We start from the raw sequence: 13,335 nt of genomic DNA, 5'->3' as shown, positions 1-13,335 counted from the left end.
GCCACAGCGTCACAAAGAAGAACGGGAGTGCGCATTGGACAAACCGAAGAAATCGGTCCGCCGCAAAACCAGTGGCGTGACGATCGACGAGGTGGCGGCGCTGGCCGGGGTGTCGCCGATGACGGTGTCGCGGGCGATCAACCAGGGCAAGGTGCGCGATGACACCCGCGAGCGCGTGATGCGCGCGGTGCAGGCCCTGGGCTACACGCCCAACCTGGCCGCCAGTACGCTGGCCGCGGCGCAGCACACGCGCATTGCGCTGATCTACACCAACCCCAGCGGCGCCTACCTGCGTGAACTGCTGGTGGGCCTGCTGCGGGGCGCGTCCAACGCCGCCATCCAGCTGGTCATCCACTACTGGGACAACCTGGACCCCGTTGCCGAGCGCAGGGCCGCGCGCGCCTTGGCCGGCCGCGTGGACGGCGTGATTCTGCCGCCCCCGCTGTGCGAATCGCCGGTGGCCGTGACCGAGCTGGTCCAGGCGGGCATTCCGGTGGTTGCCATCGCATCGGGACACCTGCGTGACGATGTTTCCTGCGTGCGCATCGATGACTTCCACGCCGGCAAGGAAATGGCCGAACACCTGATCCAGCACGGCCACACCCGCATCGGCTTCATCCGCGGGCGCAACGACCTGAGCGCGAGCGCGCGGCGCTACGACGGCTTCGCCACCGCCCTGCACGAGGCCGGGCTGGAGGTCGAGCCCAGCCTGGTCCAAGAGGGCGACTACACCTACCGCTCGGGGCTGGATGCCGCCGAAAAGCTGTTGTCCCAGCCCCAGCCGCCCACCGCGATCTTCGCCAGCAACGACGACATGGCGGCTGCCGCCATTTCCGTGGCGCACCGGCAGGGGCTCGAGGTTCCGCGTGACCTGTCGGTGGTGGGTTTCGATGACACCTCCGCCGCTACCACGGTGTGGCCCGAACTCACCACGCTGCACCAACCCATCGCCGCGATGGCCGACGCGGCCATCGACATCCTGCTGCGCACGATCCGCCAGCGCACCGACGACAGCCGCGTGCTGACCGACCACGTGCTGCCGCACCGCCTGGTGATGCGCGATTCGGTCGCGCACCCGCCCAAGCGGTGATGGCATCGGGCGCATGGTTACGCGCCTGGGCATGCGACGGTGGCGTCCGCTTCGTTCAGGGCACCCAGCGCGATGCGTGACACCGAGAGCGTCATTGCGCCGGCGGTGCCGATCGACCAAGGCCGATCCAGCTTGCCCACGTCCGCCCCTGCGCCTGCAAGGCACTTCAACGGCACACCCACGCGCTTCCATTCGCCCACCGGCAGCTTGGCCAGCGCAGGTGCGAGCGGAACGCGTGCGGTACACCCGGCGCCGCAACCGACCGACAACCAGGCGTCGCCCTTGGGCGCAGCATCCACCCGCAGCGTGGTGATCAGCATCAGATCGCCATTGCTCTCGCGCTGCAGGTCGAGCGGGACGTGCGATTGCACGGCAACCGTTGCCTCACCCGTGCCCGACCATGCCAGGCGGCGGCCATCTTCCTGCACCAAGTGGTCCACGCCGGTAACCTTGAGCAGGTCGCCATCGAGTGATTGCGGCACCTTGGTGACGGTCACGCCCTGCCCCGTGCTGCCTTCCAGGCGCAGCGCCATGCCGGAGCCGGCGTCACCGCGTGCGAAGAACACACCGGCCGCCCCTTCGTTGCCGGTCACGCCGGAGACTTCCGGCAGCGGGGCCAGGTCGCCCTTGTCGGCGTAGGTCAGGCCGAAGCCGAAGGCGAACTGCGGGTCGTAGTCTTTCTGTCCCACGTTGTTGGCGTACTGGATCGCGGTGCGCGGCCAGCTGAAACTGAGCTTGCCCTTGAAATCGTGCTGCACGCTGCCATCGGGCTTGCGCAGCAGCACATCGGCAATGCCGCCGCCTTCCGAACCGGGCAGCCACGCCGCCACGAAGGCATCGGACGCATTGATCTCGCGGTTCACCCACAGCGGACGTCCGCTCAGGAACACCGCGACCACCGGAATGCCATCGGCCTTCAGCTTGCGGATCAGCTCGAGATCCGCGTCGTCGCCCGGCTTGTAGGCCAGGGTCGCCAGGTCGCCCTGGAATTCGGCATAGGGGTTTTCGCCGAACACCACCACGGCCACGTCCGGCTTGGCGGTGTACTTGCCATCCACCGCCAACAGCGCTTCGCCGCCTGCCGCCTTGGCCTGCTGGGCGATGCCTTCGAAGATGCTGTCCGCGTTCGGGAAGTCCTTGCGGGTGGTACCGGTGCCCTGCCAGTTCAGCGTCCAGCCGCCGGCCTGTTTGCCGACATCGTTGGCTCCATCACCGGCTACCAGGATGCGCTGCTTGGGCGCCAGCGGCAGCACGCCGCCCTGGTTCTTCAGCAGCACCAGCGATTCGCGCACGGCCTGGCGTGCCACCGCACGATGCTCCGGTGCGCCGATCAGCGCGAACTGGCCGCCGACCGCGCGCGATGACGGCTTGCCTGCTTCGAACAGGCCCAGCCGCATCTTCACCCGCAGGATCCGGCGCACCGCATCATCCAGGCGTTCCTGGGTGATGGTGCCGGCCTTCGCCGCCGCCAGCGTGGTCTCGTAGAAGCCCTTCCAGCTGTCCGAGGCCATGGCCATGTCCAGGCCGGCATTGATGGTGGCCGGGCAATCGGTGGTGGTGCAGCCCTTGACCTGGCCGTGGCCGTTCCAGTCGCCCACCACGAAGCCGCCGAAGTTCATGCGGCCCTTCAGCGCGTCGGTGAGGTAGGCCTTGTGGCCATGCATCTTCTCGCCGTTGACGCTGTTGAACGATGCCATGACGGTCTGCGCGCCCGCCGCGATCGCGGTCGGGTAGCCGGCGGCGTGGATGCGCACCAGCTCGGCTTCGCTGATCTTGGTATCGCCCTGGTCCTTGCCATCGGTGGTGCCGCCGTCGCCGAGGAAGTGCTTGACCGAGGCGATCACGTGGCGGCCATCCAGGAAGTTGGGCGAACCCACTTTGCCCTGCAGGCCCTCGACCACGGCGCCGGCGTAGCTGGCCACTACTTCGGGCGATTCGGAATAGCCTTCGTAGGTGCGTCCCCAGCGGTCGTCCTGCGGGACCGCAACGGTGGGGGCGAACGCCCACTCCATGCCGGTGGCGCGGGTTTCCAGTGCGGTGATCTCGCCGATCCGCCGCACCAGGTCCGGGTTGCGTGCCGCGCCCAGCCCGATGTTGTGCGGGAACAGGGTGGCGCCGACGATGTTGCTCTGGCCGTGCACCGCGTCGATGCCGAACAGCACCGGGATGGCCTTGCCGCCCTGCGCGGTGTCCATCGAGGCTTCGTAGAATGCATCGGCCAGCGCCAGCCATTCGGCGGGCTTGGCGTCATAGCGGCCGCCCGGATCGGAGTTGCCGCCGGCAAGGATGGAGCCCAATCGATACCTGCGCACGTCATCCGGCGTGATGCTGGCGATGTCGCCCTGCACCAGCTGGCCGACTTTTTCCTCGACCGTCATGCCGGCCATCAGCTCGGTGATCCGCTTTTCCATCGCGGGCTCGTCGGGCAACGGCCAGGTTACCTGGGGCCAGGGGTTGGCATCGGCCTTCGCGTCGGGCTGGGCGGGCGCAGCCGGCGTGTCGTCGCCCTTGCAGGCCGCAAGCGCAAGCAGCAGCGCGACCAGGAGGAAGCCGGTGCGGCGGGTGGCGTGGTAGTGGGTCATGGTGCTCATCCTTGCCGGTGGGCTCAACGCAGCAGGTACTGGTTGATCAGGTTTTCGTAACGTTCCTGCTTGCCGCTGATTTGCTTCGGCTCGCCGCCCTTCGCGCCCAGTGCCGCCAGCTCGGTGAGGCTGAGCGCGCCGCGCTCGAAGTCCTTGCCGGCGCCGCTGTCGAAGCTGGCGTAACGCTCCTTGCGCCACTGTTCCCACGGCGAGTCGTTCAACAGCCCATGGGCCACTTCCAGCCCGCGCGCGAACGCGTCCATGCCGCCGATGTGGGCAATGAACAGATCGTCCAGATCGGTGGATTCACGGCGCACCTTGGCGTCGAAGTTGAGGCCGCCTTCCAGGCCGCCCTGGCGCAGCACCACCAGCATCGCGCCCACGGTGTCGTACAGGTCGCTCGGGAACTGGTCGGTATCCCAGCCGTTCTGGGCATTGCCGCGGTTGGCGTCGATGCTGCCCAGCAGGCCGTGGTCGGAGGCGACCTGCAGGTCGTGTTCGAAGGTGTGGCCGGACAGCGTGGCGTGGTTGGCTTCGATGTTGAGCTTGAAGTCCTTCTCCAGGCCGTGTTCCTTGAGGAAGCCGGCCACGGTGGCGCTGTCGAAGTCGTACTGGTGCTTCATCGGCTCCATCGGCTTGGGCTCGATCAGGAAGTTGCCCTTCAGGCCGATGCTGCGGCCGTAGTCGCGCGCCATGGTGAGGAAGCGCGCGAAGTGGTCCACCTCGCGCTTCATCTGGGTGTTCACCAGCGAGGCGTAGCCTTCGCGGCCGCCCCAGAACACGTAATGTTCGCCGCCCAGTTCAACGGTGGCTTCCAGCGCGGCCTTCACCTGCACGGCGGCGCGCGCCACCACGGCGAAATCCGGATTGGTCGATGCACCATTCATGTACCGCGGGTGCGAGAACAGGTTGGCGGTACCCCACAGCAGCTTGACCCCGGTGGCGTCCTGGCGCGCCTTGGCCAGGCCGACCATGTGCTTGAGGTTCTTTTCGTACTCGCCCACATCGTCGGCATCCGGCGACAGGTCGATATCGTGGAAGCACCAGTACGGCACGCCCAGCTTGGTGAAGAATTCGAACGCGGCATCCACCTTCGCTTCGGCGCTGGCCAGCGGCGAGCCGGCGTCCCACGGGAAATGGCGGGTGCCCGGGCCGAACGGGTCGTGCCCGGCGTTGCAGAAGGTGTGCCAGTAACAGACCGCGAAGCGCAGGTGCTCCTGCATGGTCTTGCCGCCGATCACCTTGTTGGCGTCATAGACCTTGAACGCAAGCGGGTTGTCCGAACCGCGGCCTTCGAAGGGGATACGGCCGATCCCGGGGAAGTATTCCCTGGCGCCAATGTAGGGTTGGGTGCTCATGGTGCAGTTCCTTTCGTTGTGCGAGGTGTCGCGTAGAGGAATCAGCCGCGCTGCAGCGGCGTGACGGCGTCGAGATAGCGCAGGAAGCGCGCATAGGCGGTGGCATAGGCAGGTGCGCGCGCCGGCTCCGGGCGCGCCGACAACTGCGGGTCGAGCGCCACGTGGCGCTCGGCGATATCGGCAATGCTGGCCTCATCGCCGCGTGCATGGCCCAGCGCCCACAGCGCCTGCAGGGCCGCGCCGAACGCCGCGCCTTCGGACTGGGTCGGCACGTCCACCGGCAGGCCGAACACATCGGCCACCAGCTGCCGCCAGGCGACGCTGTTGCTGCCGCCGCCGGTGAGCACGATGCGGTCGAACTGCATGCCGGCGCGGACGAAAGCGTCGTAGCCGTATTTCAGGCTGTAGGTCGCCCCTTCCATGGCCGCGCGGTAGAGGTGGGCCGGGGTCATGTTGGTGGTGTCCAGGCCCGCCAGCACGCCTTTGCCGTGGGGAAGGTCGGGCGTGCGCTCGCCATTGAGGAACGGCAGCATCACCAGGCCATCGGCCCCGGGTGGCGTGGTCCGCAGGTGGCCATCGCCGAAGCGGGTGCTGAAATCGAACGCGTCAGCGACCTGCTCGGTCACCACGGTGCAGTTCATGGTGCAGATCAACGGCAGCCAGCCGCCGGTGGACGAGCAGAACGCGGCCCAGGCCCCGTCGGGGTCGACCACGGGGGTGTCGGAGTAGGCAAACAGCGTGCCCGAGGTGCCCAGGCTCATCGCCAGGCGACCGGGCACTACGCAGCCGGTACCGATGGCCGCCATCATGTTGTCGCCACCGCCAACGGCCACCTTCACGGTGGCAGGCAGGCCGAACGATTTCGCGGCTGCCGGTGCGATATCGAACAGCGCTTCCGGTGGCGCGATGGGCGGCAGGCAATCGGCCAGATCGCGTTCCGGATCGGTCGCGCGCAGCAGCTCGGGCGACCAGGTGCGGGTGCGCACGTCCAGCCAGCCGGTGCCCGAGGCATCGCCGTATTCGCAGAAACGCTCGCCGGTCAGCACGAAGTTGAGGTAGTCGTGCGGCAGCAGGATGGTGGCCAGGCGCGCGTACGCGTCGGGACGGTGCGTTTTGGTCCAAGGCAGCTTCGAGGCGGTGTAGCCGGTCAGGATCGGGTTGCCGGCCAGCGCAATGGTCTGCGCTGTTCCGCCGGCCGCGTCCATGATCTGCGTGCACTCGGCGGCGGTGCTGGTATCGCACCACAGCTTGGCCGGTGCCAGCACTTCCCCTGCGGCATCGAGCGGCACGAAGCCGTGCTGCTGGCCGGACACCGCCAGCGCAGCAATGCGCGAGCGCACCGACGGCGTGATTGCAGCGAAGCAGCTGTGCAATGCGGCCACCCAATCGGCCGGGCGCTGTTCGCGGCTGCCATCGGCGGCGCTGTCCAGTTCAAGCGCCGCGCTGGCGCTGGCCACCACGCTGCGCTTGGCGGGGTCGTAGACCAGCACCTTCAGGCTCTGCGTACCTGCATCGATTCCCGCAACCAGATCCATCCCATGTACCCCGTGTGTTCTTGAAAGGTAGCGCTACCAATTTTGTGCGGCAAAGCGTGGCCCCGCTAGGCGGTGGCCAGGCTCCGCGGCCAGACCTCTGCCGGCGCCTTGCAGTAGCGTTCAATGAACTCTGCCTGCGAGGGCATCGCTGCCGCGGCCTGCTGTATCGGCTGCTGGATCCGCGCCAGCAGCGTGCGCAGGTCGGCATCGCTGAGCGCCCGCGCCAGCGGGTGCGGCGGCCCCGGCAGGATGCCCTGCCCCATCAGCACGCTGGTCCAGGAGTCCACGCGGAACAGTTCGCCGGGGTCCTGCCAGGCGTGTGCGCGTTCGCGCCAGGCGCGCAGCCGCACCGCCAACGATTCGGGCAACTCCATCTCGCGGCACGCCTTCCACATCGGCTCGTCGCGCTGGGTGGCGTGGTAATGCAGGATGATGAAGTCGCGCACGTGCTCCATTTCCTGGCGGCTGACATCGTTGTACAGCGCGGTCAGCGTCGGGGTGATGCCATCGAACGGGAACAGCTGGATCAGCCGCACCACGGCGCTGATGGTGAGGTGGATGCTGGTCGATTCGAGCGGTTCGATGAAGCCGCTGGCCAGGCCCAGCGCCACCACGTTCTTGTTCCAGGCCTTCAGGCGGCGCCCACTGCGGAACGGCACCAGCCAGGGATCACGCAGCGGCTGGCCTTCGACGTCACGCAGCAGCTTGGCCTGCGCCTCATCGTCGGACATATGGCGGCCGGAGAACACCAGCCCACACCCTACCCGGTGCTGCAGCGCGATGTGCCAGCGCCAGCCGGCCTCGTGCGCGATGGCGCGGGTATACGGCACCGGCGGCTTGACCGACTCGGTCTGCACGGCCACGGCGCGGTCACTGGGCAACCACTGGTTCCAGTCTTCGTAGCCGCTGTGCAGGGTCTGCTCGGTCAGCAGGCCGCGGAAGCCGGTGCAATCGATGAACAGGTCCCCTTCGATCACCTGCCCGTCTTCCAGTACCAGCGCCGCAACGGAGCCGTCGTGGGCGTGCTGCCGCACTTCGCGGATCTTGCCTTCCACCCGGCGCAGGCCCTGCGCTTCGGCCCGGCGGCGCAGGAATCTCGCGTACAGCCCGGCGTCGAAGTGATAGGCGTAGTTGACCTGGGGCTGGGTCTGCAGCGAGAACCGGTCACCGCGCGAGGCCACGCTTTCCAGGCAGAAGTCGCCCAGGTCCGAGGGCATGCCGCGGCGCAGGCTGTCCAGCCAGAAATGATGGAACGGGGTGGCCCAGGTGCTTTGCCCGATGCTGCCGAACGGGTGGATGAAGCGCTCACCCGGGCGGCGCCAGTTCTCAAACGAGATCGAGAGCTTGAAGGTACCGGCCACCGCCTTCAGGAACTCCTGCTCATCGATCTGCAGGTAGCGGTGGAAGGTGCGGATCGGCGGCACGGTGGATTCGCCCACCCCGACGGTGCCGATCTGCTCGGACTCCACCAGGGTGATGTCCAGCTGCTCGCGGAACTGGTGCGACAGTGCGCAGCCGGCCAGCCAGCCTGCGGTACCGCCGCCGGCGATGACCACCTTGCGGATTCGCCCTTCTGTTGTGTTCGCAGCGTTCAAAGCGATGCTCCCATCAGCGGTTCAGTCGACCGAGCAGCTGCGCGCGGGTGCGGCGCGCTTGCATCTCGTCGAACGGTGCAAGCTCTCCCCGGGCGGCGTCGGGCAGGTGCTGCCCTGCGCGCTCGCCAGGACCGAACACGTAGTACTCGAAGATCTTCGCCCAGGCCTTCTTTTCGCGCTCCGGCAGATCGCGCAGCGCCCACATCGCATGCTGCAGGGCCGGCAGCGGCGAGGACAGGAAGCTGGGCACGCTGCGCCACCAGTAGTTCACCAGCACGTTGAACGGTTCCAGGCTGCGCACGTGGTGCCACCACATGCTGGGAATGAAGATTGCATCGCCCGGTTCCAGAACGGCGGTCTGCGCGCTGGCCAGCGCGTCACGGAACCGGGGATGGCGGTCGAAATCCGGGCGGTCGAAATCGACCACGCTGACCACCTGCCCGCCCGGGGTGGGTTCCAGCGGGCCCGGATAGAGGTTGTCGATCTGCTCCGGCGGGAACAGGGTGAACCGGCGCCGGCCCACGGCGCAGCAGGCCAGGTTGTCCGGCGTGTCGTAATGGCAGGACGCGGTAACGCGGTTGCCGATCCAGATGCTGGCCGAGGCCTCGATGCCCTGCCCAGCCAGGCCGGCATCATTGGCCTGCGCGAACCCGGGCAGCGCACGCTCGATCAGCAGCGAGGCCACGTAATAGGTGGGCGGCTTCGGGGCATCGAAGGTGTCGGCGATCTCGTCCAGCACCTGCGACAGCAGTCCGCGCCGGACCTCGAAGTTCAACTGGGTGAAGTCGTCGTTGTAGAACGGGCGCCCTTCGATCTCGGGGCCGCCGAAGGAGTACTGCACCGGCAGCCCGGCATCGAAACCGCGAAGGTAGGCCAACGCCTCCTGGGGGGACCGTAAGCCGGCCTGCACCAGTGCCCAGTCGCGCGCGATGCCGCGCAGCACCACTGGCTCGCCGGCGGCCACCAGCGCCGCCAGCGGCAGCGCATCGGGCTGCAGGCCTTCCAGGGTGCGCATGGCAACGCCATCCCCCATCGGTCAGTTCCTGCCCGTCGCGGTGGCGGCATCCTGCGCGCGCAGGCGACGCTGCTTTTCAGCAATCAGCCGCCGCATGTTGTGCAGTGACGCCAGCATCAGGTACGCGCCTTCCAGGTAACCGGCGCGGTTGAGTTCGGCCAGCGCGGCGCCGTCCAGCTGGGCCAGGCGGTCGCGGTCGATCGCGTGCAGACCGTTCACGCCCACCCGGTTCTGCGGGTCGATCTGCACGTCGAGCGTGATCGGTTGAATCAGGCCTTTCGTGTCCAGCATGGCAAACATCTCGGCGCCAAAGGCATGGCCGTCGTGGATGCCGCGCAGTACGTTGGCAATGTGGTCCAGATAGGGGCTGTTGCCACCCTGTGGCAGGAACACCAGCTCGCCGGCGCTGCTGCTCACGCGGGGGTGGTCCAGGTCCACGTGCAGCACCGGCTCCCGGGTGAGCGCTCCGTCGATGCGGTTTTCCTGGAACCCGATCAGGAACGGCCCCTTCGCCGCAGCCCCCGGAAGGTAGGACGCATTCCAACGGCCGTCGTCCAGGTACAGATTTTCGTGCTGTTCAAAGCCCAGCAGAACCACCGACTGCCACTCCCCGGTGGCGGCGTCTTTGCGCAGGAAAATAGGGTATTCCCGCTGCAGCTCGGCGTACTCGCTCGGGTAGGCCGGCACCATGCCTACCGCGTCGCCAAATTCGGGCCCGAAACCGGTCGCGACACGCAGCTCCCGGTGGGCGATGTTGTTGAGCATTTCGTAACGCGGCATGTGTAGTCCAATCCCTGCAGGAGCCTGCACGGGTGCCGCTGCCGGAACAGCGGCACCCGTGGCCTGTTCAGAACCTGTAACGAACGCCAAGCATGTAACGCGGATCCTGGTCAGCCAGTTTCACCATCATCTGCGAGGTGCGCGAACGCCAACGCACGTCCTCACCGGTCAGGTTGATGGCTTCGAGGCTGAACGACCAGTTGTCATTCAGCGTGTAGCCCACGCTGAGATCCCACTGGTCGTACTCTTCCACATAGTACGGGTTTCGGCTGGAACCCTGGTTGGCCAGGATCAGGTACTGGTCGCGCCAGTTCCAGGCCAGGCGCACCGACCAGCCGTACTTTTCGTACATCAGCATGGCATTGGCGGTGTCGCTGAGACCCGTGAGCGAGAACTGGTCGACGTTCGGGTCGCCCGCGTCGTTGTAGCCCACGTCGCCGTTGACGATGGTGTAGTTGGCCAGCACGCCGAAGCCGGTGTCGCCGAAGAAGTACTGCCCGCCCAGTTCCCAGCCATGCAGCTTGGACTCGTTCTGGTTGATGGGGCGGTTGACGTTGAACTGGTACAGCGGGTCGGCCGCGGTGCCATACAGGTCGTAGGCCGCCTCGGTGGCCAGTACCTGCGCGCCGGTGCCATCGTATGCGCCCAGTCCGGCCGGGTTGTTGCGCAACAGCGCCAACGCGGTGAACAGCGAGGTGTCGTTGGCCGAGCAGGCCGCCGCGTTGGCCGGGCCAACCTGGGCGATACAGGCCCCACTGGTCAGGAAGCCAAGCGCCGCCTGCGCGTCCGGTCCTGAGGTGGGGTCGCGCAGGCCGTACAGGTTCTCCTGCACGATGGTGTTGCCGATGAAGTTGGCGACCTGCTTGTTCCAGTACGTCACCGACACATAGCTGGCATCGGCGAAGTACCACTCCAGCGCCAGGTCCAGGTTGTCCGATTCCAGCGGCTTCAGGGCCGGGTTCTGGGCGGTGCCACTGGCCCGCGAGGACGGGTCGATCAGCACCGAGCCGAACGGCTGCTGCGCGGTCGGGCCGGCGTAGAGATTGCCGATCGGCGCACGGGCAATGCTCTTGCCGAACGAGATGCGGCCCTTCAGGTCGTCCAACAGGTCGATGCTGAAGTCCAGGTTCGGCAGGATGTAGCTGTAGCTGGTCTTCTCGGTGAAGGGCTGCTGCTCGTCGGACAACAGCACGCGGAAGTCATTGTTCGCCTGCCACTGGATGCCTTCGGGAATGGCGATGATCGAGGTGGACACGACATCGGTGGTTTCGTAGCGGACGCCCAGTCGCGTATTGGTGCGGTGGCCACCGAGGTCACCGTCCAGCTCGATCTGCATGTACGCCGAGTTCGTCTTCTCTTCCACCCGGTTGTCGGCAGCATTCTGTGGGCTCACGCCCAGGTTGGCGCCGTAGTACTGCCCCGCCCACTGCGCCAGCCGGCCGGCGTCGCCGCGCCAGGCGCTGAAGCTGTTGATGTTGAAATCGTCGAACATGCCGACGATGTTCACCGGCTGCAGCAGGTCCATCAGGCCGTTGGCGACATCGCCGTTGACATTGGCCACGCCCCAGTCGCCCAGGGTGTTGTAGTTCTCCGCGGCCTGGATGCGGTGGGTGGTCTGCTTGCTGGTGTCCACGCCGAACTGGAAGCGGCCTGCGTCAAAGGCCCACTCACCGTCCACGCGGCCCTGCTTGATCTCGCTGATCTGGGTCTGCGAATTGATGCGCAGTACCTGCGAGCCGATCTCGCCCGGCACGAACCCGCCGTTGACTACGCCATTGGTCTTGGCGATGGCATCGGCAGCGGTCGGGTACCAGACCTGGGTGCCCACCGGCAGGCCGTTGTTCCAGACCATTTCCTGCACGTAGGTGCCACCGCACTGCGGCCCGGTGGTGCAGTTGTTGGTGCCGGCGATACTGGAGAAGATGGAGCCGCCGCCGGTGAGCGGATCGTTCGGCCGGCTTTCGTTCTTCGAATCGTGGCCGTCGAAGCTCAGCTTGAAGCGGTCGGTGATGTTCCAGGTGGCATTGAAGCCCAGCGAACCCAGCTTGTACTTCTGCATGCTGCGCTGCTGTTCAAGCCCGAAGTCCTTGGTGCCGGCGATTTCGCGGATGTAGATCGGCGTGGCCACCGCACCGCTGGTGTCGAAGACCACATCGGTGTAGTTGCTGTTCTGCAGCCACATGCCCTGCTCGCCACGATTCTCTTCGATCTCGTTGGTCGAATACGTGTAGTCCAGGGTCAGGGTCACCGCATCGGTCGGGGCGAACTGCAGCACCGCCTGGCCATTGATGCGCTCGCGCTCGAAATCGGCGAACGCATAGCGCAGGTCGTTCGGGCGCCCGTACAGCGCGCCGATCGCCGGTGCGTTGGTCACGGTCGGATTGCCGGGCATGGTCCCGGTCCACGGCTGGATGTTCCAGTAGTTGTTGGTGGCCTGCACCGAGCCACCCTTGCGCTTCTGGTAGCTCGCGCTGACACCCACGCCCCAGGTCTTGTCCGGGTTGGTGTAGCTGAAGATGCCGGAAAGCTCCGGGGTGATGTCGTTGTCGAACGGCTGGCTCTGGTCGGAGACGATCTTCGCCCCGGCACTGGCCACCGTGCCCTCATGGTCGAACGGACGCCCGGTGAGGATGTTGATGGTGGCGCCGATACCGCCGCTGGGCACGTTGGCCTGGCTGGTCTTGAAGACCTCGATGCCGTTGACGGCTTCGGCCGCCAGCTGCGCGAAGTTGAACGCGCGGGTACCGCCGTCCACACCGCCGATGGCGACCTGCCCCGCCGCGCCGAACGCGTCGGCGCCGGGCATCTGGCGGCCGTTGAGGGTCACCATGTTGAACTGCGGGCCAAAGCCACGCGCGGTGACCTGTGCGCCTTCACCATCACGGCGCTCGATCGAGATGCCGGTGATGCGCTGCAGGGATTCGGCGAGGTTGGTATCGGGGAACTTGCCGATGTCCTCGGCACTGATCGCGTCCACTACGCCGGCCGAGTCGCGCTTGATATCCATCGCCTGGCTGAGGCTGTTGCGGATACCCGTTACCTGCACCGTATCCAGCTGGGTCGGGGTGGACTGGGACTGCGACTGCTGCTGCGCGGCAGGTGCCGGTGTTGCGGCGTCCTGTGCGAATGCGGGATTGATGACCAGGACGCCGCCCACGAAGGTGAACATGGCCCGGGACGTAAGTTTCGCCAGCTTCCGGCTCATGCGTGAGCCCTCAGGTCTGGGGTACGACGGAAAGCACAAGCGCTCATGACTCTCCCCTCTGACATACGATCGAATGGATGTACCGCCCCTCCAAGGGGCACGCACGGGCGATGCCCGTCTTCCACACCGAACATCGCAGTGCGTTTTCGCTGCACTGCGACTCAAACTCGCTTTC

The 13,335-nt window shown here is 66.8% G+C and carries 8 protein-coding genes; 1 reads left to right on the top strand and 7 read right to left on the bottom strand.

Annotated elements, in window-relative coordinates; all coding sequences use genetic code 11:
• Positions 1–34: 34 nt before the first annotated feature.
• The gene (locus tag ACQG3P_RS00875; protein WP_336443021.1) at positions 35–1,090 is read left to right on the top strand and encodes a LacI family DNA-binding transcriptional regulator; all 1,056 of its coding nucleotides are present in this window, start codon (positions 35–37) and stop codon (positions 1,088–1,090) included.
• 17 nt (positions 1,091–1,107) lie between these two features.
• Here ACQG3P_RS00875 and ACQG3P_RS00870 read toward each other — a convergent pair whose 3' ends face one another.
• The 7 genes from ACQG3P_RS00870 to ACQG3P_RS00840 form a co-directional block, all read right to left on the bottom strand.
• A complete protein-coding gene (locus tag ACQG3P_RS00870) occupies positions 1,108–3,672 on the bottom strand; it encodes a glycoside hydrolase family 3 protein (protein WP_426803904.1) in 2,565 nt (854 codons plus the stop codon).
• A 23-nt stretch (positions 3,673–3,695) separates the two neighbouring features.
• Positions 3,696–5,030 carry a xylose isomerase gene (xylA, locus tag ACQG3P_RS00865; protein ID WP_426803903.1) on the bottom strand — a complete coding sequence of 445 codons (1,335 nt, stop codon included), beginning with the start codon at positions 5,028–5,030 and terminating at the stop codon, positions 3,696–3,698.
• A gap of 41 nt (positions 5,031–5,071) precedes the next feature.
• The gene (xylB, locus tag ACQG3P_RS00860) at positions 5,072–6,565 is read right to left on the bottom strand and encodes a xylulokinase (RefSeq protein WP_426803902.1); all 1,494 of its coding nucleotides are present in this window, start codon (positions 6,563–6,565) and stop codon (positions 5,072–5,074) included.
• Positions 6,566–6,630: 65 nt separating this feature from the next.
• On the bottom strand, positions 6,631–8,160 hold the full coding sequence (locus ACQG3P_RS00855) for a tryptophan halogenase family protein (RefSeq protein ID WP_426803901.1): 1,530 nt from the start codon (positions 8,158–8,160) through the stop codon (positions 6,631–6,633).
• A 13-nt stretch (positions 8,161–8,173) separates the two neighbouring features.
• Positions 8,174–9,193 (bottom strand): cupin-like domain-containing protein, encoded by a 1,020-nt coding sequence (locus tag ACQG3P_RS00850; protein WP_217538793.1) that lies wholly within the window; start codon positions 9,191–9,193, stop codon positions 8,174–8,176.
• A 3-nt stretch (positions 9,194–9,196) separates the two neighbouring features.
• On the bottom strand, positions 9,197–9,955 hold the full coding sequence (locus tag ACQG3P_RS00845; RefSeq protein WP_426803900.1) for a SapC family protein: 759 nt from the start codon (positions 9,953–9,955) through the stop codon (positions 9,197–9,199).
• Positions 9,956–10,022: 67 nt separating this feature from the next.
• Positions 10,023–13,160, bottom strand: a complete 3,138-nt coding sequence (locus ACQG3P_RS00840; protein WP_426803899.1) for a TonB-dependent receptor — start codon at positions 13,158–13,160, stop codon at positions 10,023–10,025.
• Positions 13,161–13,335 lie beyond the last annotated feature (175 nt).

Source organism: Stenotrophomonas sp. SrG (genome assembly GCF_050031795.1).
GTDB classification, from domain to species: Bacteria; Pseudomonadota; Gammaproteobacteria; order Xanthomonadales; family Xanthomonadaceae; genus Stenotrophomonas; species Stenotrophomonas rhizophila_A.
This window is presented reverse-complemented; position numbering and strand designations above follow the sequence as displayed.

Coding starts and splice junctions, on each gene's coding strand:
- ACQG3P_RS00870 (WP_426803904.1), bottom strand. CDS start 3,672: ATGACCCACTACCACGCCACCCGCCGCACCGGCTTCCTCCTGGTCGCG.
- xylB (WP_426803902.1), bottom strand. CDS start 6,565: ATGGATCTGGTTGCGGGAATCGATGCAGGTACGCAGAGCCTGAAGGTG.
- ACQG3P_RS00850 (WP_217538793.1), bottom strand. CDS start 9,193: ATGGGGGATGGCGTTGCCATGCGCACCCTGGAAGGCCTGCAGCCCGAT.
- xylA (WP_426803903.1), bottom strand. CDS start 5,030: ATGAGCACCCAACCCTACATTGGCGCCAGGGAATACTTCCCCGGGATC.
- ACQG3P_RS00840 (WP_426803899.1), bottom strand. CDS start 13,160: ATGAGCCGGAAGCTGGCGAAACTTACGTCCCGGGCCATGTTCACCTTC.
- ACQG3P_RS00845 (WP_426803900.1), bottom strand. CDS start 9,955: ATGCCGCGTTACGAAATGCTCAACAACATCGCCCACCGGGAGCTGCGT.